Annotated in this window: 20 protein-coding genes and 1 pseudogene; 4 read left to right on the top strand and 17 right to left on the bottom strand. The window is 57.4% G+C overall.

Annotated features, from left to right (window positions below):
• Positions 1-113: 113 nt before the first annotated feature.
• The 8 genes from ACYZT2_RS01080 to ACYZT2_RS01045 all read right to left on the bottom strand — a co-directional run bounded on the left by ACYZT2_RS01080 (position 114) and on the right by ACYZT2_RS01045 (position 6,977).
• Entirely contained in the window at positions 114-1,274 is a 1,161-nt protein-coding gene (locus ACYZT2_RS01080) for a spermidine synthase (RefSeq protein ID WP_461969401.1), read from the bottom strand.
• Positions 1,275-1,321: 47 nt separating this feature from the next.
• Positions 1,322-2,626, bottom strand: a complete 1,305-nt coding sequence (locus ACYZT2_RS01075) for an MFS transporter (RefSeq protein ID WP_461969400.1) — start codon at positions 2,624-2,626, stop codon at positions 1,322-1,324.
• 35 nt (positions 2,627-2,661) lie between these two features.
• On the bottom strand, positions 2,662-3,798 hold the full coding sequence (moeB, locus tag ACYZT2_RS01070) for a molybdopterin-synthase adenylyltransferase MoeB (protein ID WP_461969398.1): 1,137 nt from the start codon (positions 3,796-3,798) through the stop codon (positions 2,662-2,664).
• A 1-nt stretch (position 3,799) separates the two neighbouring features.
• Positions 3,800-4,072 carry a MoaD/ThiS family protein gene (locus ACYZT2_RS01065; protein ID WP_461969396.1) on the bottom strand — a complete coding sequence of 91 codons (273 nt, stop codon included), beginning with the start codon at positions 4,070-4,072 and terminating at the stop codon, positions 3,800-3,802.
• Positions 4,073-4,075: 3 nt separating this feature from the next.
• Positions 4,076-4,792: a hypothetical protein gene (locus ACYZT2_RS01060; protein ID WP_461969394.1), complete on the bottom strand. Its 717-nt coding sequence runs from the start codon at positions 4,790-4,792 to the stop codon at positions 4,076-4,078.
• Positions 4,793-4,815: 23 nt separating this feature from the next.
• Positions 4,816-5,517 (bottom strand): TfuA-like protein, encoded by a 702-nt coding sequence (locus ACYZT2_RS01055; RefSeq protein WP_461969392.1) that lies wholly within the window; start codon positions 5,515-5,517, stop codon positions 4,816-4,818.
• Positions 5,498-6,715, bottom strand: a complete 1,218-nt coding sequence (locus ACYZT2_RS01050; protein ID WP_461969390.1) for a YcaO-like family protein — start codon at positions 6,713-6,715, stop codon at positions 5,498-5,500. Before ACYZT2_RS01050 ends, ACYZT2_RS01055 begins: the two co-directional genes overlap by 20 nt.
• Positions 6,716-6,800: 85 nt before the next feature.
• Entirely contained in the window at positions 6,801-6,977 is a 177-nt protein-coding gene (locus ACYZT2_RS01045; protein ID WP_158225654.1) for a hypothetical protein, read from the bottom strand.
• Between the two features lie 435 nt (positions 6,978-7,412).
• On the opposite strand from ACYZT2_RS01045, the gene ACYZT2_RS01040 reads away from it, so the two are divergent.
• The 3 genes and pseudogenes from ACYZT2_RS01040 to ACYZT2_RS01030 form a co-directional block, all read left to right on the top strand.
• A complete protein-coding gene (locus ACYZT2_RS01040; protein ID WP_461969387.1) occupies positions 7,413-8,315 on the top strand; it encodes a LysR family transcriptional regulator in 903 nt (300 codons plus the stop codon).
• Between the two features lie 130 nt (positions 8,316-8,445).
• Positions 8,446-9,072 (top strand): glutathione S-transferase family protein, encoded by a 627-nt coding sequence (locus ACYZT2_RS01035; RefSeq protein ID WP_461969385.1) that lies wholly within the window; start codon positions 8,446-8,448, stop codon positions 9,070-9,072.
• A 62-nt stretch (positions 9,073-9,134) separates the two neighbouring features.
• Positions 9,135-10,085, top strand: a pseudogene (locus ACYZT2_RS01030) (pyridoxamine 5'-phosphate oxidase family protein); the annotation flags it as partial.
• Positions 10,086-10,247: 162 nt separating this feature from the next.
• On the opposite strand, the gene ACYZT2_RS01025 reads toward ACYZT2_RS01030, so the two are convergent.
• Positions 10,248-11,800, bottom strand: a protein-coding gene (locus ACYZT2_RS01025) for an IS3 family transposase (protein WP_461966318.1) whose coding sequence is annotated in 2 segments (ribosomal slippage) — positions 10,248-11,338 and positions 11,338-11,800 — 1,554 coding nt in all. Because the reading frame shifts where the segments join, the coding sequence is not laid out codon by codon here.
• Between the two features lie 497 nt (positions 11,801-12,297).
• Between ACYZT2_RS01025 and ACYZT2_RS01020 the strand changes: the two genes are divergently transcribed.
• On the top strand, positions 12,298-12,675 hold the full coding sequence (locus ACYZT2_RS01020) for a DUF6124 family protein (RefSeq protein ID WP_461969383.1): 378 nt from the start codon (positions 12,298-12,300) through the stop codon (positions 12,673-12,675).
• Positions 12,676-12,788: 113 nt separating this feature from the next.
• On the opposite strand, the gene ACYZT2_RS01015 is transcribed toward ACYZT2_RS01020, so the two are convergent.
• The 8 genes from ACYZT2_RS01015 to ACYZT2_RS00980 are packed head-to-tail and all read right to left on the bottom strand — an operon-like array spanning position 12,789 to position 21,777.
• Complete coding sequence (locus ACYZT2_RS01015) at positions 12,789-13,919, bottom strand: glycosyltransferase family 4 protein (protein ID WP_461969381.1); 1,131 nt, start codon at positions 13,917-13,919, stop codon at positions 12,789-12,791.
• Entirely contained in the window at positions 13,920-15,050 is a 1,131-nt protein-coding gene (locus ACYZT2_RS01010; RefSeq protein ID WP_461969379.1) for a glycosyltransferase family 4 protein, read from the bottom strand. It abuts the gene before it with no gap.
• Positions 15,034-16,401: a glycosyltransferase family 4 protein gene (locus ACYZT2_RS01005; RefSeq protein ID WP_461969377.1), complete on the bottom strand. Its 1,368-nt coding sequence runs from the start codon at positions 16,399-16,401 to the stop codon at positions 15,034-15,036. The genes ACYZT2_RS01010 and ACYZT2_RS01005 overlap by 17 nt, the downstream gene beginning before the upstream one ends.
• Positions 16,398-17,651 (bottom strand): ABC transporter ATP-binding protein, encoded by a 1,254-nt coding sequence (locus tag ACYZT2_RS01000; protein WP_461969375.1) that lies wholly within the window; start codon positions 17,649-17,651, stop codon positions 16,398-16,400. Before ACYZT2_RS01000 ends, ACYZT2_RS01005 begins: the two co-directional genes overlap by 4 nt.
• On the bottom strand, positions 17,651-18,448 hold the full coding sequence (locus ACYZT2_RS00995; protein ID WP_461969373.1) for an ABC transporter permease: 798 nt from the start codon (positions 18,446-18,448) through the stop codon (positions 17,651-17,653). Before ACYZT2_RS00995 ends, ACYZT2_RS01000 begins: the two co-directional genes overlap by 1 nt.
• A complete protein-coding gene (locus tag ACYZT2_RS00990; protein ID WP_461969371.1) occupies positions 18,449-19,891 on the bottom strand; it encodes a mannose-1-phosphate guanylyltransferase/mannose-6-phosphate isomerase in 1,443 nt (480 codons plus the stop codon). It lies immediately after the preceding gene.
• Between the two features lie 3 nt (positions 19,892-19,894).
• Complete coding sequence (gene gmd / locus ACYZT2_RS00985; RefSeq protein WP_461969369.1) at positions 19,895-20,866, bottom strand: GDP-mannose 4,6-dehydratase; 972 nt, start codon at positions 20,864-20,866, stop codon at positions 19,895-19,897.
• Positions 20,863-21,777, bottom strand: a complete 915-nt coding sequence (locus ACYZT2_RS00980) for a GDP-mannose 4,6-dehydratase (RefSeq protein WP_461969367.1) — start codon at positions 21,775-21,777, stop codon at positions 20,863-20,865. The genes gmd and ACYZT2_RS00980 overlap by 4 nt, the downstream gene beginning before the upstream one ends.
• Positions 21,778-22,064: the final 287 nt, after the last annotated feature.

Below are 22,064 nucleotides of genomic sequence, written 5' to 3'. Positions count from 1 at the left end.
AGGCAAATAGGGGCTTTGAAGGTAGTCTTGAATCTGCTAAAAAATCCGCGATTCTGGAAGCTTCATGAGCGCTTAGTTCGGAAGCGGCACGCTGAATTATCCTGATATAGGTTTCATTTTCGCGAGGGCGTGACGGGAACACTTGGCGATAGTCGCTCTAGCGCCCGTCGGAAACTTTCCACTTTGGCTGGATCTCCTCGAGTTCTGTGGGTAATGGCGCCATAGGCATAAGGGAGTAAACCTTCCAGCCAATCTCGGGGGTGGATTTCTACACTGTTCTCCAAGGTCGACACGACCCAGTCTGGGAGCCACGATACATCGCGGTCCGAGAAGTTGACTTCGCCTGCGATAAGCAACGCCAGCGTGGTACGCAACGAAGACCTGTCCTTCAATAATTGTTCTTGAAGTGCTTGGCAAGCGTCCGAGTCATCCAGTAACACGCGAAGATCGTTGGGCTTGCTCAGCTTCAGCGAGGCCGGAAGCAGCGCAGACAACGCCGGTAACGAGTCCATCCAGCGTTTTTGCACCTCCAGATCAATCCCGACGAAGTCCAGCGCCGGGGGCACAAGCGGCGCGTGACGTATAACCGTGGGTGTCAGGTGGCGCAGGCGAAGGCTCATGATGTCCATAAAGAGCCGGTCACTGGCGCATAGAAACTCCACGGCAGATGCGGTGCCCAGTATGGTTGATGGCGGAGGGCCGATAATGAACGTCGCATTGCGTCGATGAGGCAGGTGATGAATGTCGCCCCAGCTGTCGTTCAGGCAGTGGGCGAGCCAAGCCTGGGGCGTATGGCCGTTGAACGGGTCTAGGTTCATGGGAACGCCAAAACCGTTGAACACCACGTGACCGAGGGGATTGAGGCGGCTCTTCAATAGTTGGTGGAATCCGTGATCAAACACGATCGGGGCATAAGCGCTCTGGGTGTAGAGATCGACAATAATGACGTCGTACCGGTCGGGGGTGACGACCAGGAAGTGCGCGGCATCGGCGACCACGCTGTCAAAGTCGATATGCGCTGCAAGTCGGTTCCGGTTGTCGAGGCTGCGCACGAGTGCAGTCTCGTCCAGATCAACAGCCAATAGACTGGCCACTCTGGTGCTGGCTGCGATCGGCGCCAGAGCCACACCGTCCGAAAGCCCCAGCATCAGAACCGAGATCCGATCCTTGGACGGATCCCCCAGGAAACCGGTACAGCCCATGTCGTCATAATATTGGCCGCAGAAGATCTGTTCATGTCGAGCAGATTCAGGTCGATCCTTGAAGTCCGGCATGGTGAAAGGCAACTCCGTTGGTAAGAGGCGGGGTACGGCGAGGCACGTCAGTGCGCAAATGCTTCAGGGTATTTGTCCAGGTAGGCATCATTGAGCTGCGTATCCTGGGAACGCATGAAAGTTTTGAAATCGGGTACCAGAAAGACCAACAGAGACAACAACAGCACCATGACGCCCAGCAGCGTGATTGTCAGTGCGACCCCCAGATAGGCAATCAAGGTGTTCATTGCGAAACTGCCCAAGGGGCTGGCCGCCGCAGACAGAAATGAAACCGTGGCAAATATGCGGTTGCGATGGAGCTTGGGCGTCGCCAGTAACCTCACAGCGGAGGTGGGGATGTTGATCAACATCAGGCCGACACCGCCGCAGAAAAAGGCCGCTGGCACGATGAACGACGATGAAACGGTCCCGACCACCACTAAGTTGCACCCCAGTAATGCAAAACCTGCGGACACACACATGTCACGGGGGACCCGGTCGGATAGCCAGCCGATGATCTTGTAACTGCCCGCCAGAATGCCCAGCCCGAAGCACGAATCCAGAAGACCAATGTAAGTGACCGGGTACTGGATGACGTCTTTTACGTACAGTGGGATCAGAATGGTGAAGAACGGAAACAAGGCAAAGTTGATCAACATTGCAATAATGGCCAGGTAAAATTCGACTTTCACTCCGTAAACCACTTTGAAGCCGGAATAGATCATTCTGAAGCCGCTGGCGCCCGGGGCTTTTTCGCCTTGGTCACTGGAACCGATGTGGCTCGGGATGGTCGCGATCAACGCCCCGGCGATGAGAATCGCAAAAAAATCGACTGCAAAGGCGAACGAGATACCGAACCCGTAAATCAATCCGCTGGCCAGTACCGGCCCCAGCAGAATGGAAAAGGACGACATTACGCTTTTGGTCCGAAAGGCCAGGGAGACTTTATCGTCGTCTGCAAACAAAGGAATGATCGACGCCTGGAGAGGGTCGCGCACGCCGACGATCGCACTGCTTATCATCATTAGCGCGCCCACCGTCCAGGGGTTGAACGACCCCGTGGCGGACAGCATCACCATCAATAGCGCTGTCAGCAGGCTGATCCATGAGGCCAGCTTGATGATCAGGATTTTGTTGTACTTGTCCCCCAGCCATCCCAGCAGGGGTTTAGCTAACACCTCCGCTGCGATGGAACAGGCAATCATGTTGGCGAAATAGAGCGCAGAGCCAGTTTCCTGCAAGGCCCACCAAGCCACCGCCAGTTGATTGCATCGTCCCCCCAGAACCATCAGCAAAAAGCTGAATTGCACTTTCAGTAGACGCCGGTCGATTCCGGGAAAGCCCCACGTAATGCCTGAAAAATTTGCACTCATTGACGTACCTTTGATCCAGATAGGTGATTGCGCAATCAGGGGCGTTCAAGTAGGACGGGGTAACGTTCATCAGGGTAAATCGCCAGATATCCCTCGATGCCACCCTCAAGGCTATAGAGTTCCGCTTCCTGGCTGACGCTGCGAACTGCCAGCAGGGCCGCCTTGCTCCTGACGCCTGATCTGCAATAGAAAACGATACGGTGAGTGGTATCGAGTTCTTCCTGGCGCTTGATGATGTCTTTAAGTGGAATCAGTCTGCCGCCCAGCGAACCTTGCTGATGCTCGCTGACGTCGCGTACATCGACCAACTGAAATGGCGCTTGTGTCGCTATCCAGTCATGCAGTGTGCCGGGTGACAGCCAGTCGCTGTCGCGCCACGCAGGCGTGGTCGTAGCGCCAAGCGTTCTCGCAGGGGGCCGGTCCCGTGTTTTTTTGTTGATGTTCAATAGGTGGAAAGTGTTGTCCAAGCAGTCGATAGACAACAATTGCCCGCTCAAGGGTTCCCCGGCACGGAGGATAAGCTTGAGTACCTCATTGGCTTGAAAGCATCCGAGCAAGCCAGGTATGACGCCAAGAACTCCCGCTTCCGAGCAGTTTTGTGTCAAGTACGGTGGCGGCGGTGTTTCGAACAGATCCCGGAAGCATGGCCCCCATTGTTGGGTGTGCCGGTTGTAATAGTTAAATACCGACACCTGCCCCTCGAACTGACTGATAGAGGCATAGACCATCGGTTTTTCACACTCAATACAGGCGTCACTGATAAGGTATTTGGCGCCGAAGTTATCAGTGGCGTCGACGATGATGTCGTATTCCGCCAGCAGCGACAGGACGTTGTCCGGGTTCAGCGTCGTGGCAACGGTGTGGACGACGATGTCGGGGTTCAATTGGTTGATGCGGCGCTTGGCTGCCAATACTTTCAGGTCGCCTACATCGGCAATCGCATAGAGAATTTGTCGGTGCAGATTGCTCACGTCGACGATGTCGTTATCAACAATGCCGATCGTCCCGATGCCAGCACCTGCCAAGTACAAGAGTACCGGGCAACCCAGCCCCCCGGCGCCGACCACCAGCACCTTGCTGTCTTTGAGGCGCTGCTGCCCCTGAACGCCGACCTCGCTGAGGATGATTTGGCGGGCATAACGGGATGTATCCATCTTCAGATTGCATTGCATGTCAGCCACCTGCCACTGCGTTGATCAGAATCAATTGCGCGTTACTGTCCAGGGGACAACGGCGGTCTTGCTCACTGGTCACGGGCATGCCGTCGACGAACAACCCCACGAACGGCAGCGGGTACAGGTCCTCAGAGAAGACTGGGCCAATTAGGTCGGGAAACCGAACGGTCAGATTGTTCAGTACATCGCTAATACACAAGCCCTCAGCGGCGTATGTTTTATGCTGATCGGTGTAGGACATGAACTGCCGGGGAAAGTGTACGACGGCCATGGGTCATCCTTGAACGGTGTCAGTTGTCAGGTCGCTGGAAAACGCATCCAGCCTGGAGGTGATCAGTTTTCCGATTTCGGACAGTTCGGCCGACGTTTGGAGAGTGGCCAGACTTTTGAGAAAGTACTGGTGCAAGTATTCGAGTCGTTCGGGTCGAGCTCGCACGGAACCGCTGGCCAACAACCGCTGGTGGTAGTTCACGGCGCTGACCGCAAACAGGCAAGCCAACAAGACACCCCTAGGGTTCTTTCCGCCGGTTCCTGATGGCAGTATGTAGTTGTTCGAACTGTCCTTGAGCTGGAAGTCGTAAATCTCAGCGATCAAACTGGACCAGATATGGGACAGTTCATGCACCAGCAACTCTTCGAGGTCTGTCATGCTGGTAAACGCGGCTTCGCCCAGAAACATTTGTTGCGGCAGCACGGGATTGGTCAGGCTGACTTGTTGAGTCAGCAACTTATGTATTTTAACCGGCAAGTCCAATAACTTGGCCCATTCCGGCAGCAAGGCTTTGAGGTTGCTCTTCGCTTCAGCCACCATGATCTGCTCGGCGTTACCGAGCGCTTGATGGGGCGGAAACGCGGGCGCACCTTCGACGTGCCGACTATATAGGGTGGTGGCAAAGTCTGGTTGCAAATAGGAAGTTAAAGGTAACTCGCCTCCCTCGATATTTTTACGTACAACGGCGACGAGCGTTAAAAGTTTGATGCTATTGAACATGGGGTGCACAAAGGGCAAGCCATTTATTTCACACAGTATCTCTGATGGCGACATTCTGTTTTCCGCGTCCATGGTTGCAGTTTGAGAAAATCGATCAAATCCAGGTTCTTTATTCTGTAGACAGAAAAATTGGCTAAGGCGCTATCTATTTGTTGCTCCGCGACAGGGAGTGTCAGCAAGGCTTCTTTCAAACAATTTAGTGTTCGATGTCCGTACCACATGTTTTTCAGATAGTGAAGTAGGTGTTGTTCTTGTGGTGGCGTAATGATCTGTTCAGTCGTCCACTGCCTTAAAAATTGCCTGATATGAATAAGCGGTTCACTGAGAGAAAGAAAAGGCTCTTGTGTTTGATGTATCAGGGTCACTTCGTCATCGGACATGTCCGGATCACTGGCGAATTGTCGATACACTTCACCAAAGCCTGTCATTCCCAGCGTATCCATTTCACAGGCTCGAATGGCCCCCATGGACGACAATCCCCAAATGCGCCAACCCGCGCTTAGGGCGTCGAGTATCTCGGCATGGCCGACGGCAGGGTGAGCATGAAACACGCCATCGACAATGGCGAGGTTCGAGGGGGGCGATTGCGCCACCAGGCGTTCGATATCGCCGCGTTTGACAGGCGGGCGTAATACCAGGCCGCCATCGCACAGTAATTGATTGTCTATTCCTTGCAGGGAGGGGCCCGCAAAGAGCGTGCATATCTCAAGCGCTTTGTTTGACATACGTAAGTAACCTCGGACCGACCCTTTTCAAACCGGGTTCAAAGGCTTCAAGCCCCGGAATAATGATTCTGACCACAGTGATGTCATTCGTCGTTTTACTTAGCAAGATCCTCAGCACAGTACCGAGCCCGATATTTTGCAACCGCTCAATGAGCAACTCCCAAGCTGATTCGATTGTGGGTATCGCGGCTTCTTGGCAATCGATGGAGGAGTAATCGATCATCTGGTTCCGGGAGGTGGCCACGGCACGCAAGCGTGAGATGGCCTGAAGCTCGACCGAACGGCCCTTTTTTTCGAAGTATTTGACGCGCTCGATGATGTCGTCCCGGCCTCCGTGGATGTGGCTTAAACGGCTTTGGGCCGCCTCGCAGATGGCCCGGATCAAGGCGATTTCCTTGATGGGATGCAACCCTGAGCCGGTCGCCACAGAGATGGGCGCCTGGGAAGACTCTTCCATAATAAAAGCCTGAAAGTAGGCCACGCCAAAACAGTTCTCGGTGTAACGAACCGACAAGCTTAGTCCCGCGTCATTGATTTTATTGATCAGGGCGTCGGTTTCTGTGCTGTAGCGGTCCAGATTGACGATGCAGGAGCGGTCATGCAGGTGATTGAAAGCTTGGACATCACGCTCCATGAGTTCGCAAACAGCATGTACCGAGGCTTCCACCAAGTCATTACCTGAAGCCAGACCACTGGAGCTTTCCCCGAAGAGTCGTTGCCCGGGGTTTTCGGGGTAGGGAATGAACACCAGTTCGGCGGGTGCAAGCACCTTTTGCTTGCGCAATACATCTTCAACTTCGACGGCCATGATGAGCGAATCGGCGTTGGCAGAGAAGCCATACAACATGCAGAACTGATTGAATGCTATTCGTCCTTCGTGGCTTTCAATGAGCTGTCTCGGCGTGGTCTTTAACAGTTTCAGTTGCGCGGTGTTGTATTGCGCAAGGCTGAACTCGATGGCTTCCATGTACGCGCCTATTTTGGCTTCTGATGATCTGAGGCCTTTGCCAGCGTTTACGCACAGCGAACCCTTCAAAGCATCGGGTCGTATACTGGCAAACACCGGAATGCCAATACGGTCCAGCCAGGTTGTGTCGGTCACTCGGGTAATGCCCAAGCGCGGGGCTATATCTTTGACGATAATTTTTAATGTTTCTTCGGCACTGCGGCGACGAAGGCTCGAACTAAGCCTTTGCATAAGTGGTCACCTTTTAGGGATTGATCAACAAGCATCATGTTCGACACTATAGAAAACGGGAGGGAATTACTTCCCTCCCGTTTTTTCAGGCTGCGATTTTTACGTCTTCAGCCAGAGCCAGCGTCAATACGTTGTTGTTCGACTGATGTGCCACAAAACCAGCGTGCATGAGGCTTTCATCGTTCAGAATGACGGAGAACTTCTCCGCAGTTTCTGTGTCCAGTTGAAGCTCGAAGGTTACATCATTAATTGTGGAATCCATTAGCTGTTACTCCATCCTTAGTATTGCGTTTGAGAAGGTCTGTTGCGCAACACCTAAATTTTTTGCAGATGAAGGTGGGGATGTCAAGCTAATAATTTATATCCGCGACCGGGTCTGGTTTTAACTGTAATTGTTTTTCGGGCGGCGCCTACACGAATTAGAGAATATTCGTACAGGGGACGGGTAGGTTGTAGGAAGTTTTAATTATGTTTTTTGTCAGCCGAAAAATAGTGTTGTTGTATAGGTTCATGATTAATAATGGTAAATAATATCGTTTAGGATTATTGATGTGGTTTATTAATATATTTCATTTTTTTGGTTTTTCTCCTTAAAGTCGCTTCGGTATGAAGAAGCTAAACTACTTATTTTTTTCGCAATAGACTACGAGAAGCTGCCGCGGCTGCGATCTTTTGATTTTTAATGAGGACATGTCCGATGGACCGATTTCAGGAAATGCAAGTCTTCGCCACCGTCGCCCAAGAGCAAGGCTTCTCGGCGGCGGCGCGGCGTTTGGGGATGTCGGCGGCCAGTGTCACTCGGGCAGTGGCAGCGCTGGAGAAACGCATTGGCACTCAGTTGCTGACGCGTACCACCCGCAGCGTGCATTTGAGCGAGGCGGGTCAGCGTTATCTGGAGGACTGTCGGAGAATTCTCACCGAGGTGCAGGAAGCAGAGGATTCGGCGGCCGGGAGCCACGCCCAACCCCGTGGGCAACTGACGATTACGGCGCCGGTGTTGTTCGGTGATTTGTTCGTTGCCCCGGTCATGGTCGGTTACCTGACTCAATTCCCTGACGTCAGCATCAACGCTCTACTGGTCGACCGGGTGGTGAGCATGGTCGAGGAGGGCATTGATGTGGCTGTGCGCATCGGTGAGTTGCCTGACAGCAATCAGCATGCAATTCGCGTGGGTGAAGTGCGGCGGGTGATCTGCGCATCCCCTGGATTCCTGACCGACCATGGTAGGCCTCGGCATCCGGCAGATTTGAGCGCAGCCCCGATCATCGCCACCTCGTCCATTGGGCAGCACAGAAGCTGGCCGTTCCTTGACGGGGGAGAGCCGATCAGCATTCGTCTGGAACCGCGCCTTGTGGTCACCGCCAATCAGGCGGCTATCACGGCCGCCGCCATGGGGCTGGGACTGACCCGAGTGCTGTCGTATCAAGTGGCGAGCAAGGTCGCCGCCGGTGAGCTGGAAATTGTTCTGGCTGACTTCGAATTGCCGCCATTGCCCATTCATGTGGTCTATCAGGGTGGGCGCAAAGCCCCGGTGCGGGTCCGTAGTTTTGTGGACTTCGCGGTGAACGTACTGCGCGAACACCCGGCCCTGCATGGCTGAAGGGTTATTGCACTGGCTGAAATAATGGATTGCGTTTGCTGGTTATTCTGTTGTTTTGGTTGCGGATGGAAGATAGCCCTCTATAGGCGCTGATCTTCCTGGACGGCGCCACCACCTAGCGGAGTCGACCATGCAAGCCATCAAACTCTACAACTTCCCACGTTCTGGCCACGCTCACCGTGTAGAGCTGATGCTGTCGCTGCTGCAACTGCCGACCGAGCTGATCTTCGTCGATCTGGCCAAGGGCGCCCACAAGCAAGCGGATTTTCTTGCGCTCAACCCGTTTGGTCAGGTTCCGGTGATTGATGATCAAGGCGTGGTGCTGGCCGACTCCAACGCGATCCTGGTCTACCTTGCGCAGAAATACGGCAACGGTCGCTGGCTGCCAACCGATCCGGTCGGTGCAGCCAAGGTTCAGCGCTGGTTGTCGGTCGCCGCCGGGCCAATAGCCTTTGGCCCGGGCAGAGCAAGGCTGATCACGGTGTTTGGTGCGCCTTTTAATGCTGAAGAGGTGATCGCTTATGCCCACAGTTGGCTCAAAATCATCGATCAGGAACTGGGCGCAACGCCCTATCTGGTCGGTAGCGAGCCGACCATCGCTGACATCGCCGCGTACAGCTACATCGCCCACGCACCGGAAGGCAATGTGTCGCTGGACGACTACGCCAACATCCGCGCCTGGCTGGCGCGGATTGAAGCCTTGCCAGGGTTTGTCGGCATGCCGCGCACCCTCGCCGGTTTGCAAAAAACTGCCTGATGCTCACGGCCCGATTCAGTCGGGCCGTTCTTATTGGCGAGGAGCGCAGGGGGGAAGCCGCTATGGAACATTCACCGTGGCACGCAGGCGAGAAACAGTTGCAGGCTCACGTAGGTGTCGACGAACGAATGGACTCGTTAGGTCGTAGGGTGATTCGCAGCGAGATGCCGGATCAGCACAGCACCTTCTATCAGCAACTGCCATTCATGCTGTACGGCGCGGTGGATGCTGACGGCAGCCCTTGGGCCAGCATTCTTGAAGGCGCGCCGGGCTTTGCCCATTCTCCAGAACCAACGCTGTTGCAGTTCGCCAGCCTGCCTGGCCGCGACGACCCGGCGCAATTGCAAGACGGGGCGGCGATTGGTCTGCTCGGTATCGAGTTGCACACCCGACGTCGAAATCGTCTCAATGGTCGAGTCGGCGCTGTAACGGCGAGCGGCTTTGAGGTGAAGGTGGAGCAGTCTTTCGGCAATTGCCCGAAATACATTCAATTGCGCCAGTTTCGCTCGGTGCCCTTGGCGGATCCGGCGACCCGTATCGCGCAGCATCTCAATGGGCTGGATGACACGACCAAAGCCATGATCACCGGCGCCGATACCTTCTTTGTCGCCAGTTATGTGGACGTCGATGGCCAACGTTCGGTGGATGTTTCTCATCGGGGTGGTCAGGCCGGGTTCGTGCAGGTAGAGGGCAATCGCCTGACCATCCCGGACTTTGCCGGCAATATGTTCTTCAACACGTTGGGCAACCTGCTGATCAATCCTCGAGCCGGTTTGCTGTTCATCGATTTCGATTCGGGCGACCTGCTGCACCTCAGCGGTCGCACCCAAGTCATCCTCGAAGGCCCGCAGGTCGAAGCCTTTCAAGGGGCCGAGCGGCTGTGGACATTCGAGGTGGAGCGCGTGGTGCGTCGGCCCGCGGCACTGGCCTTGCGCTGGCGCTTTGACGGCGTGTCACCCACCAGTTTGCTGACCGGTACTTGGGCGCAGGCGAATGCTCGCCTGCACGCCCGGGACCCGGTTGATTAGCGGTCAGGTGAGTTATCCACAGCTGCCGGCGGCAAGGTCGGATACCGGACAGGTGCTGATTTGTTGCGCGATTCCGGCTCAGGGTTTGCAGCTGGTGGTGTTGGATCTGCGGCGTTTTTCAAGGTACTTGTCGCGTCAACCGTCCTACTATGCCGCTCTTTTCTCGGCCTGCTGCTCCCGATCCGGGTTCAACATCACCGTGCCGATCGGTTCCCAGTTACGCGTCCGACCTGACCAGCGCTCCGGGGTTTTCTCCTTGGCTCGTTTGTACAGCTCATGGCGCTGCGCCAGGATCTGATGGTCCAGTCCTCGATGCCGCTCAGCCGGTGTGACGAAGCGGATGCGGCTATGCCGGTGCTCGTTGTTGTACCAACGCATGAAATCCCTCACCCAGGCCCGTGCGGCGTCCAAACTGGCAAAACCATTCACTGGCCATTGCGGGCAATATTTCAGCGTTCTAAACAGCGACTCCGAGTAGGGATTATCATTGCTCACACGCGGGCGACCGCGGGACGGCGTGATGCCCAGGTCGTACATCTTGCTCAACAGCGTCACCGATTTCATCGGCGCTCCGTTGTCCGAGTGCAGTACCAGCGGCTCGCGTAAACACTGCTCGCTGATCACGCTGTGCTGCAGCAGGGCCGCCGCCTTTTCGCCGCTTTCTTCTTCGTAAACCTCCCACCCCACCGCCTTGCGGCTATAAATGTCTTCGATCAAATACAGGTAGTAATACTTGCCGCGTATCGGCGACGCCATATACGTGATGTCCCAGGACCACACCTGGTTAGGCGCGTTGGCGGCATGCGTCGTCGGAGCCGCGTGCCGTCTGGGCCGCTGGCTACGGCCACGGTGCTGCTGCTGGCCTGCCGCACGCAGGACGCGATAAAACGTGGACTCCGACGCCAGATAACGCGCCTCGTCAGCCAGACGCGGAACGATCTGACTCGGCGGCAGATGGGCGTATGCCGGGCTATTGCACAGCGTCACGATGGCTTGCCGTTCGATCTCGCTCAAGGCATTACGCGGCGTAGGCCGCACGGTAGTCGTGCGGGCATCGGCTTGAACATCTTCAGTCTCGGTCCAGCGCTGCAAGGTCCTGAGCGAGAGCCCGATTTCCTGACACGCCCTGTTTTTTCGGGCCCCGGCCATGATCGCTTCGATCAACCAGGCCACCAGTAACTGCCGTTGCGGCAAAGAGGTTAGCTGTCCTCGTTGTCGATCCCCCAGTAGTCGTTGAGCTTTTTTCGCAGCACCAACAACGCGGCGGTTTCAGCCAGCGCCTTGTCTTTGCGGCGTAGTTCTCGCTCAAGTTCCTGGATACGTTTCTTGTCCTTGCGAGACTGTTCGCGGTCAACCTTTTGTTGGTTCTGAACGCCCTGCTGCCCCGTGATACAGGCTTGACGCCAAGCGCTGACGTGTTCGGGGTACAGACCTTTTCGTCGGCAATACTCACCCAGTTCGAGCTGCGACAGACCGGCGGTTTCGAGGACTACAGCGAACCGGGCTTCAGCAGACCAGGTCTGCGGGAGTGACTTGTCTTCAGGCACTGTGCTTCCTTCAGAACTGACCTTCTTGCGCCAGTTGGACAAAGACATTTCGCTGACTCCTTCGCGGCGGGAAACCTCGGCCATCGATAGGTTCAGCGGGGGAAGCAGCATCTTGAGTAATGCGGCTTTGCGTTCAGATGAATAGTACGGCACGAACAGTCTCTTTCCGCCCCCGATATGCTTTTTCAGGAAAAACCGGAGAGGCGACAACTATCCTGACACCGGGGGTCTGTAACCCATGCGGGAAACACAGAAAATCCACTGTGGGAGCGAGCCTGCTCGCGATGGCGTTCTGGCCTTCAACATCTAAGTTGCCTGACACACCGCTATCGCGAGCAGGCTCACTCCCACATTGATCGTGGTCGTCCTACAGACCGAGTGATTTTTGGGGATGTTTCCGACAAGTTTTGACGGTTGTCGGTCGGAAATGGGGTGGATAGGCTTTGGGGGTCGCTGCAAATTCAGTGATCGGGTTTGGTCGCCCAGGTTTAGAATGGCGCACTTTTATGCTTGCTTCATGGCGAGCTGTGCGTGGGAGGGCTTAGGCCCTGCCGGGTTCCATTCCCTGGTCGACCAACCCGCGTACGGTTCGCCACCCTTCTGCTTGGTCGCAGTGTTGGCGAACTCCAGTCCTCGAATGGAGTTTCACCATGTTCAAAGCCACACCGAATCCCCCCGAAACTGACGACGTTTCCCCCTACGAATCCCTCGATTCCAGAAAACTCAACGAAGCCGCCGAGCGCGCGCTCGATCACTACCTCAACCCATCCGCCCTCAAATCCCCCGTGACCCGCAAGCCGAGCACGATGTATAGGGTTGCGCCGGATATCAAAGACGAAGACCTGTTGGCCCACACCTGTGAATCGTTGGCCCAGGCCAGTGTGATGGCGAGTGATTTTGCGGGGTATCTGGAAGGGCCGCACCGGCATACGGCGATGGCGATTCAACAGATCGTCATGCTGGCCGAACTGGCGGTGAACCGGATGCTGGATAACGTGGGCGTACCCAAACCTGCGCCACACAGCTGATCCCCAAGGAGCGAGCGGTGCGGCGATCCGACTTGCCCGCGAAGGCGGCGTATCAGTCGACATCAATGTTGAATGTCAGGCCGCCTTCGCAGGCAAGCCTCGCTCCTACAGAGTTATGCATAGGACAGGGATTTTTCTTCCAGTAGTTCTTCGTACAACTCCGTCCACTTGCGACCCATTTCGTCAGCCGTGAACAACTGCCGATAGCGTGCCTCAGCCTTCACGCCCATTTCGGCCGCAAGCGTCGGGTTTTCCCATAGTGTGCGCATGGCTTCACGGAACGCTTGTGGATGACTCGGCGGCACTACCAGCCCGGTTTCGTTGTGGATGTTGATGTAGCTGGTGCCGGTGCCGATTTCGCTGGAGATCATCGGTTTGCCGTACATCGCGCCTTCGAGCAGCGAGATGCCGAACGCTTCGGAGCGCAGGTGTGACGGAAATACGATCGCGTAACTCAGTTGCAGCAGCGCGACTTTGTCTTCGTCGCCAAGACGCCCGAGAAAGTGAATATTGCGCAAACCCAACGCTGCGGCCTGGGCGTGCAGCTCGGCTTCCAGCGGCCCGGCGCCAACGATTACCACTGGGTAATCCACGTCTTTCAAGGCGTCGAGCAGAATGTGCAGGCCTTTGTAATAGCGCATCACGCCTACAAACAGGAAAAACTTATCCCCAAGCTTTTGCCGCCAATGGTCCATGCGTTCGTGATCAGCCTGTGGATAACCGGCCTTGTTCAAGCCATAGGGGATGACTCGGGTCTTGTCCTGGAACTGCTGCAGTACGTCACTGGTGTGCAGATAGTTGGGAGACGCGGCGACGATCCGGTCAGCGTTGGCGAGAAAGCGGTTCATCAGTGGCCGGTAAAGTTTGAGCAGGTGCTTCTGGCGAATGATGTCCGAGTGGTAGGTCACTACGCTGGGTTTGTTCATGCCGCTGAAAAAATGCACCAGGTCCATGAAAGGCCACGGGAAGTGGTAATTGACCACGTCCGCCTCAGCGGCCATTTCGCGAAATTGCTTGAAGACGCTGTAAGAAAAGCCTGTGGAAGCGAACTGAATGTCGAGTTTGGCCCGATGAACTTCGTGCTGCCCGAGTTGCACCACCGGCGGTGTCGGATCGGCACTGAGGGTCAACACCTGGCTTTCAATGCCATGTTGGGCGCCGCTTTCGCACAACTGGAAGATCACTTGCTCAATCCCGCCGACCGAGTCAGGCAGGTACGTCTTGAAAAAATGAAGAACTCGCATTCAACCTCCCATAGCCTGGCGGTAGGCGCGGGCGGTGATCTTCGCGCAACGCTCCCAGGAAAATAGTCTTGCCTGCTGCAATCCGGCGTTCGAGCATGCCTGCCAATGTGCGTGATCATCGATCAGTTGGCGCATGGCATCGCGCAGGCCGTCTGGATCGTCAGGTTCAATATAGTTGCCCGCAACGCCTGCGACTTCGGGCATGGCCGAACGTCGGGTCAGGATCACCGGCGTGCCGCTGGCCATGGCTTCCAGTACTGGTAGGCCGAAGCCTTCATAGAGCGACGGGAAAATCAGCGCCCGGGCGCCCGCCAACAGCTGCGCGACCTGCTCGTCGGGCAGATAGCCGAGCAAACACACATGACCATTGGCCAATGCCTGGCGCAGCTCATCGCTGAATTGCTCGCGCTGCCAGCCGGCCATGCCGACGATCAACAGCGGAAAGCGCTGACGCAATGCTTCCGGAAGTTGGGCGTGGGCGCGCAGGGCCAAGGTCAGGTTCTTGCGTGGCTCCAGGGTGCCGACGCAGAGAAAATAATCCCGCATCTCGACCCCGTGGGCCTTGAGCACCGCATCAATGGCCTCGGGTTCGCGTGGGTGGAAACGTGCCGCCACGCCCAGTGGGGCGACCACAAAACGCTCGGCCGGCAGTGCGAAATAGGCTTGAGCCTCGTCGGCGATGTACTGCGAGTCGGTGAGAATCAGCTGCGCCCGTTGCACGCCATCGGCCAGTCGCCGCTCGATTTCTCTCAGGCGTGCCGGTGGTTGCGTCTCGGGATAGTGCAAGTGCGTCAGGTCATGCAGGGTGATGACCGTCGGGCCGTCGAACGACAACGGCCACAGACTGGGTTCGTGATAAAGGTCGATCGCCTGGGCGCGGCCTTGATCAAAGCGTTTCTGCGCCAGCCAGCGTCGAGCTTGATACGCCCCGGGTATTTGCCGCAGCAACGGCGTCAGTCGCGAGTAGCCGGGCATGGCTGCATCGGGTAGCGAAGAACTCCAGCCCCAGCCATGGAACAGCGACAACTCGACGTCTGGCTCACCAGCCAGGGCATTCACCAATTCGGCGACGTAATGACCGATGCCGGTGCGCGGGGCCTGGAGGATTCGGGCATTAAGGGCAATTCGCATGTTGCCTCTCTTGCTCCACGGGTGTTTTCCCAAGGTTGCGCAGGGTTCGTTCGGCCAGTTGCGCACTGGCTTCACGCCAGCCGATCCAGCGCCAGTCCGCCACATCGCGGGCGGCCGGGAATAGTTTGCTGCTCTCGAATCGAGCGACCAGATCGGCCAGGCTTTGTGGTTCGGCCAGGTCAAAGTACGCCATGAACTCGCCGCCTATTTCGCGGAAAACCGGGATGTCACTGCCCATGGCCGGCAAGCCGCGCTGCATGGCTTCCACCAGTGGCAGGCCAAAGCCTTCGACGCAGGACGGGAACACCAGCGCACTGGCGTGGGAATAGGCGTGTTCGAGGCTGGTGTCGCTCAGGTCGTTAAACATGAACAGTCGCGTATTCAGCAGCGGGTGATTGCGCACCCGGGCGAGCAGGGCATCACACTTCCAGCCAATGCGCCCGGCGATGCACAGACGGGCGGTGGAACCTGCGGCCCAGGCGAGTTCGAAGGCGTCCAGCAAATAGTCATGGTTCTTGCGCGGCTCGATGGTGCTGACCATCAGAAACACCGGTTCCGGGGTATCGAACAGCCGTGTCAGACGAGTTTCGACGGCGGCGGTATCTTCGCGCAGGTCCAGCTCGGAGCCCAGGTGGAAATAGTCGAACCACAAGGTGTCGGCCATGGCAGGACCGACGCGACGATGCAATTCCTCGCGTACCTGATCGCGCACCGTGGCGGAAATCGCCACGTAGCCGTCGGCGGTGTTGACGATCCAGTCGAACCATTCGTTGAAAATCTGCACCAGTCGCGTGTCGTAGAACTGCGGGTGGGTCAGGGGAATCAGGTCGTAGATCACCGAGACAATGCCCACACCTTCGCGTTTGAGTTGTTCGGCCAACGGGAAGAAATCGGCGTGCCAGGACGAATCCAGCAACACTAATTGATCGCCCGGTTGATGCTGCAGCGGCGAGCAGCGTTTGGGCAGTTGATATTGGTTGATCCGGTCGATCAGGCGCAAGGGAACGCTGAAACCCGCCAGCGCCGTGAGGCGATAAGCCGCGTACAGCGCACGCCGGGTCCATCGCGATGTGCAGCGTTTGTCGAGGCGTTGGTGCAGTTGCCAGAAACGATGGCCCAATCGCTCCAGGCGCCCACCGAAGGTCATCAATCCATCAAAAAACGGTATGTTCAAAGGGCCTAGCTGCAGCACGCGGTAGAGTTTGCCCTTGAGCATCACCACAGGAATGCACGGTGTGCCGTCGACGTTTTCCGGCAGTTCATTGACGACGTTACGCACTACCCGTTGAATGCCCGAATTGATCTTGGGGTGCAGGAACACGTGGGTGCATTCCACCAGAAGACGCGTCATGGCGTGTTCTCCGGGACAATCGATTCGGCTGTGCGCGTGATGGTGGTTTTCGCCCCCAGCCACGAGCAGCCGACGAAGTCTTCGTGTCGGTTGTTGATCACGTGGAACACCAGACCGTAATCGCGCCACTCGAAATTGCGGTCCAGGTGCGAGTCCAGCCGCGACAGGCTCAGGGCCACGGAGTAGTTGCCTTTGCCCAGGCCCATGACGAAGGCAAAGCGGTACGTCACCCGCTCGCCGGCCCGCAGGTCGGTGAGGGCGAGGTCCTGACGATGGGTGTTGATGCCATACATGGCCTGGCCCAGGCGATCCTTGATCATGAAACCCAGCACCAGGCGTTCGATGTCCTGGCGCACTTCGACCTGCACCTCAAGCACCACCGACTGGCCGACTTCGGCGGCATCGATGGCGCGTTCGCGTTCATCCAGCAGACGCACGCTGAGGATCCCGGCTTCACCAGTACCGGAAACGGTTTGCACCTGGCCGCCTGCGAGCATTTCCTGACGCACCGTCTGGCCTTCACGCTCGGCGAGCAGGGCGTTGTAGTAATCCATGACGGCTTCGGGTTTGCCGTGCATGGCCATGCGACCGCTTTCCAGAAGGATCGCCGAGTCGCAGATCGACTGAATCGCCGAGCGGTCGTGGGACACGATCAGCAACGTGGTGCCGGCCTTGCGGAAGCTGCGGATACGGTCGAAGCTTTTGTGCTGGAAGTAGGCGTCGCCCACCGACAACGCTTCGTCGACGATCAGAATATCCGGGCGCCGCGCGGTGGCTACGCTGAACGCCAGGCGCATCTGCATGCCGCTGGAGTAGGTGCGCACCGGGTGGTCGATGGCTTCGCCGATTTCCGCGAAGTGTTCTATTTGCGGCATCAGGGTTTCGATTTCTTCGACCTGCATGCCCAGCAGTTGCCCGGCCATGACCGCGTTTTGCCGGCCGGTGAAATCCGGGTGAAAGCCCATGCCCAGTTCCAGCAGGGCGGCGACGCGGCCTTCAAGCTGGATCTGCCCACAGGTGGGTTGGGTGGTGCCGGTGATCATCTTCAGCAAGGTACTTTTGCCGGCACCGTTGACCCCGACGATGCCCACCGCTTCACCGGGAGCGATTTCGAATGCCACGTCTTGCAGCACCCAGTGCTGGCGATGGCGGATCGGCGAAAACGGGATCAGCCACTCGGCCAGTCGGCTCCAGCGCGTGGGGTATTGCTTGTAGGCCTTGCCCAGGCCAGTCACGCGTATGTGTCCCATCAGAGTTCATCCACCATTTCGCCGACCCGCTGACGAAACAGTCGCAGCCCGATCACGCAGAACAACAGACCAATCACGAAGACCGGCAGCAGCGAACTCCAGACCGGCCATTGGCCGTAGAGGAACAGGTTCTGGTAGCTGCTGATCAGGTTAGTCATGGGGTTGAGTTGCAACAGCCGTTGCACCCACTCCGGCAGGATGCTCATCGGGTACACGATCGGCGTGAGCCAGAACCAGAATTGCAGGCAGATGCCGAAGAATTGCCCGACATCGCGAAAGAACACGTTCAGCACGCCGAGGATCATCCCCAGCCCGGCGCAGAACATCACTTGCAACGCCATCAGCGGGAGCAGCGCCAACAAAGCCATGCCCGGCAGGCGTCCGGTGATCAGCAGAAAGCCCAGGAACAGCCCGATGATGATGGCGAAGTTGATGCCGGCATTGAACAGCACGATCACCGGCAGGCAGATTCTCGGGAAGCTGATTTTCTTCAGCAGGTTGGCGTTTTCCAGAAACATGTTCTGGCTGCGCAGGGTGATTTCCGCGAACAGACCCCAGGTCAGCAACCCGGCGCAGAGGTAGATGCTGTAGGCCATCCCGTCGTCCACACCCGGCAAGCGGGCGCGCATGATGTGGGAAAAAATCACCGTGTAGACGACAATCATCGACAGCGGGTTGAGCACGGTCCACAGGGCACCGAACAGCGAATTGCGATAACGCGCTTGAAACTCTCGCTTGACGCTACCGAGGATGAAACCTCGATAGCCCCACAGCGATCGATACAGGGAAAGCAGCATTCAAACCGTCCTGCCGTATTGGTCTTCGAAGCGAACGATATCGTCCTCCCCCAAGTATTCGCCGCTTTGCACTTCGATGATCACGAGGTCGATCACGCCGGGATTTTCCAAGCGGTGCCTGTGCCCGGCGGCAATGAACGTCGACTCGTTCTTGGCCACCAGGTGCGACCCGGAACCGTTGTTGGTGACCTTGGCCATGCCTTCGACCACCACCCAGTGTTCATTGCGGTGGTGGTGCATCTGCAGCGACAACTTTGCGCCGGGTTTGACCACGATGCGTTTGATCTTGAAGCGCGGACCTTCCTCGAGCACGGTGTAGGTGCCCCAAGGTCGGGTGACCGTGCGGTGCAGGCGATAGGCTTCGTGTTTTTCGTCCTTGAGCTGCCGGGCTACCCGGCGCACATCCTGGGCGCGGTCGGCGTGGGCCACCAGCAGCGCGTCGGCGGTGTCGATGATGATCAGGTTATCCACACCCACTGCGGCGACCAACCGGTCTTCGCTCTGGATGAAGTTATTGTGGCTGTCGATGAAGATCGCATCGCCACTGGCGCGATTATTCTGTGCATCGGCCGGCACCAGTGCCGCCACGGCGCCCCAGGAACCGATGTCGCTCCAGTCGAAAGAGGCAGGCACCACGACCACTTTGTCGGAGCGCTCCATCAAGGCGTAGTCGATGGAGATGTCGGTGATTTCGGCGAAGTGCGTTGGCGACAATTCCTGTTGCAGGCAGCCAGCGGTTTCCACCGGTGCACTGGCCGCCATGCAGGCTCGAGCCTGTTCCAGCAATGCGGGTGCGTGAAGGTGCAACTCAGCCAGCAGCGTAGCAATCGAGAAGCAGAACATCCCCGAATTCCACAGGAAATTACCGCTCTCCAGATAATGCGTGGCGGTTTGCAGGTCGGGTTTCTCGACGAAGCGCTGCACCTTGGCGGCGCCTTTGTCATCCAGCGGCGCACCGGTTTCGATGTAGCCGAAGCCGGTTTCCGGCGCTGTCGGCACGACGCCGAAGGTTACTAGATGACCCGCCTTGGCCAGCGTCACGGCGTGCTCGACCGCGCTTTTCAAGGCGTCTTCGTTGAGAATCAGATGGTCGGCAGGCATCACCACCATGATCGCTTCGTCGCCGTGCAGGGCTTGTAGCGAAAGGGCGGCCGCCGCGATGGCCGGGGCCGTATTGCGGCCCGTCGGCTCAAGCAGAAAATGCCCGCGATGGCGCTCCAGGCGCGCGTCCTGATAGTGATCCTTGCTCTGGAAGTAATAGTCGCGGTTGGTCACCGTGACGATATCGCCCCAGCCATCGAGCAAACCGGCCGCACGCCGATAGGTCTTGCTCAGCAGCGACTGACCGTCGGGCAGGGTCATGAACGGCTTGGGATGGCCTTCGCGGGACACCGGCCACAAACGGGTCCCGGCACCGCCGGAGAGAATCACGGGAATCAGCATGGCCTACTCCTTGGCAACGCGTTTCATGTCCGCATCCATCATCATGCGGATCAAGGTGTCCAGATCGGTTTTTGGCTTCCATCCCAGTACGCGCTGGGCCTTGGCCGGGTTACCCAGCAGCACTTCTACCTCGGCCGGGCGGAAAAACGCCGGGTCGATCTTCACGTAGTCGCGGTAGTTGAGGCCGATGTGATCAAAGGCGATGCGGCACATTTCGCGCACGGTGGTGGTCACGCCGGTGGCGACCACGTAATCATCAGGCTTGTCTTGTTGCAGCATCAGCCACATGGCTTCAACGTAGTCGCCGGCAAATCCCCAATCGCGTTTTGCGTCGATGTTGCCCAGGCGCAGCTCCTGCTGTTTGCCCTGTTTGATACGAGCAGCGGCGTCGGTGACTTTGCGGGTCACGAACTCGATGCCGCGCAGCGGTGATTCGTGGTTGAACAGAATCCCGCTGCTGGCGTGCAGGTTGAAGCTTTCGCGATAGTTCACCGTGATCCAGTGGCCATAGAGCTTGGCCACGCCGTAAGGGCTGCGCGGGTAAAACGGTGTGTTTTCGTCTTGCTGCTCGGCCTGAATCAAGCCGAACATTTCGCTGGTGGACGCTTGATAGAAGCGAGTGTGCGGACTGAACTGGCGGATCGCTTCGAGCAGGTGGGTCACGCCCAGGCCGTCGACGATGCCGGTGGTCACCGGTTGATCCCAGGAGGCGGCGACAAAGCTTTGCGCCGCCAGGTTGTAAACCTCGTCCGGCGCCGATTTGATGACCGCGCGCTGCACCGAGCAGGCATCGGCCATATCGCCATCCAGATAGACAATATCGCCCTCGATCCCCGTCTCACGCAGTCGCCAACGGGAATCGCTGCTGCGCCGCGCCACCAGGCCGAAGACTTTGTAACCCTTGTCGAGCAGTAGTTTGGCCAGATACGCGCCGTCCTGACCGGTGATCCCTGTGATCAATGCACTTTTTGTCATTCTTGTCGTACTCGCTTCTCCCAGTCGGACAGGATCGCCCGCAGGGATTGTTGTGTTGTGATTTCAGGCGTCCATCCTGTGGTCTGGGCAAGCTTGGCATGGCTGCCACAAACGCGACGCTGATCCGCGCGGCGAAGACGCGCCGGATCCTGAATCAGTTGCATACTGACCTGGGCGAGGTCCCCCAGCTGTTCGATCAAACTGCGAATGCTTTGCTCGCGCCCCGAGCAAATGTTGTAGACCTGCCCCGGCGTGCCTTTTTCCAGCAATGCGAAGTAGGCCGACACCACGTCGCCCACATCGAGGAAGTCGCGAGTGACGTCGATGTCACCGACTTCCAGTTGGGGTGCCTGCAGGCCTTGCTTGATCCGGCTGATCTGCCGCGCAGCGCTGGCGATGACGAAGCTGTCCTTCTGCCCGGTGCCGATGTGGTTGAACGGGCGCGCGACCAATACTGGCCAACCCTCGCTCAGGCCCCATTGCAGGCTCAGGAACTCCGCCGACAGTTTGCTCACGGCATAAGGATTGCGCGGGCAGGGTGGCTGGAGTTCGGTGATGGGTAGATCGGTTTCGTTGACCTGGCCATAGACGTCACCGGAGCTTACGTACAGGAACGTACCATTGAAGCCTCGGGCCTTGAGGGCTTGAAGCAGGTTGAGGGTGCCGAGCAGGTTGATATTCAGCGTACGTGCCGGATCACGGAAGGCTTCGGGGACGAAGGTCTGGCCGGCCAGGTGAATGACCGCATCGGGCGTCTCCGGCCACAGGTCTTCAAGGCTCTTCGGGGATGCGAGATCGTACGGGGAGGGGGCAGGCAGCAGCTCCCATTCCGAAGCATCAGCCTTCAGACGAAACTGAATGTGTTGTCCTACGAATCCGGTCAGACCCGTGACGAACAGACGCTTTTTCAAGCCGCGGTCCCCTCAATTCTAAACTTCTGCCATTTCCCACAGACTTTACGGAAAGTCTGTCAGACGAAAGAAAATCTTTCGTAGGAAAACTGGAGAAGTCGTTGTTGTAGTTGTTTGGTAGCCAATCTGTGCCAATTGCGCAGCAATTTCAACAGGTCCTGCCGTGACTGGTCAGTTCTCGTTTTGCAGGCCTATTTATTCTCGCCGAGCGGTTCACGAACCCTTAACGGATGTGTTTAGAATGCCCCTCGTCACGATCGACCAGGGTTCGGCAGGGTTGTTTTGAA

The organism is Pseudomonas sp. MDT1-85 (assembly GCF_054898065.1).
This window is presented reverse-complemented; position numbering and strand designations above follow the sequence as displayed.

Excerpts from the sequence above, each read along its gene's own strand:
- ACYZT2_RS01040 (WP_461969387.1), top strand. The coding sequence starts at position 7,413 with ATGGACCGATTTCAGGAAATGCAAGTCTTCGCCACCGTCGCCCAAGAG.
- moeB (WP_461969398.1), bottom strand. The coding sequence starts at position 3,798 with ATGCAATGCAATCTGAAGATGGATACATCCCGTTATGCCCGCCAAATC.
- ACYZT2_RS01050 (WP_461969390.1), bottom strand. The coding sequence starts at position 6,715 with ATGCAAAGGCTTAGTTCGAGCCTTCGTCGCCGCAGTGCCGAAGAAACA.
- ACYZT2_RS00990 (WP_461969371.1), bottom strand. The coding sequence starts at position 19,891 with ATGCTGATTCCCGTGATTCTCTCCGGCGGTGCCGGGACCCGTTTGTGG.
- ACYZT2_RS01045 (WP_158225654.1), bottom strand. The coding sequence starts at position 6,977 with ATGGATTCCACAATTAATGATGTAACCTTCGAGCTTCAACTGGACACA.
- ACYZT2_RS01065 (WP_461969396.1), bottom strand. The coding sequence starts at position 4,072 with ATGGCCGTCGTACACTTTCCCCGGCAGTTCATGTCCTACACCGATCAG.
- ACYZT2_RS01080 (WP_461969401.1), bottom strand. The coding sequence starts at position 1,274 with ATGCCGGACTTCAAGGATCGACCTGAATCTGCTCGACATGAACAGATC.
- ACYZT2_RS01005 (WP_461969377.1), bottom strand. The coding sequence starts at position 16,401 with ATGACGCGTCTTCTGGTGGAATGCACCCACGTGTTCCTGCACCCCAAG.
- ACYZT2_RS01060 (WP_461969394.1), bottom strand. The coding sequence starts at position 4,792 with ATGTTCAATAGCATCAAACTTTTAACGCTCGTCGCCGTTGTACGTAAA.
- ACYZT2_RS00995 (WP_461969373.1), bottom strand. The coding sequence starts at position 18,448 with ATGCTGCTTTCCCTGTATCGATCGCTGTGGGGCTATCGAGGTTTCATC.
- ACYZT2_RS01075 (WP_461969400.1), bottom strand. The coding sequence starts at position 2,626 with ATGAGTGCAAATTTTTCAGGCATTACGTGGGGCTTTCCCGGAATCGAC.
- ACYZT2_RS01010 (WP_461969379.1), bottom strand. The coding sequence starts at position 15,050 with ATGCGAATTGCCCTTAATGCCCGAATCCTCCAGGCCCCGCGCACCGGC.
- ACYZT2_RS01000 (WP_461969375.1), bottom strand. The coding sequence starts at position 17,651 with ATGGGACACATACGCGTGACTGGCCTGGGCAAGGCCTACAAGCAATAC.
- ACYZT2_RS01055 (WP_461969392.1), bottom strand. The coding sequence starts at position 5,517 with ATGTCAAACAAAGCGCTTGAGATATGCACGCTCTTTGCGGGCCCCTCC.
- ACYZT2_RS01015 (WP_461969381.1), bottom strand. The coding sequence starts at position 13,919 with ATGCGAGTTCTTCATTTTTTCAAGACGTACCTGCCTGACTCGGTCGGC.
- ACYZT2_RS01020 (WP_461969383.1), top strand. The coding sequence starts at position 12,298 with ATGTTCAAAGCCACACCGAATCCCCCCGAAACTGACGACGTTTCCCCC.
- gmd (WP_461969369.1), bottom strand. The coding sequence starts at position 20,866 with ATGACAAAAAGTGCATTGATCACAGGGATCACCGGTCAGGACGGCGCG.
- ACYZT2_RS01035 (WP_461969385.1), top strand. The coding sequence starts at position 8,446 with ATGCAAGCCATCAAACTCTACAACTTCCCACGTTCTGGCCACGCTCAC.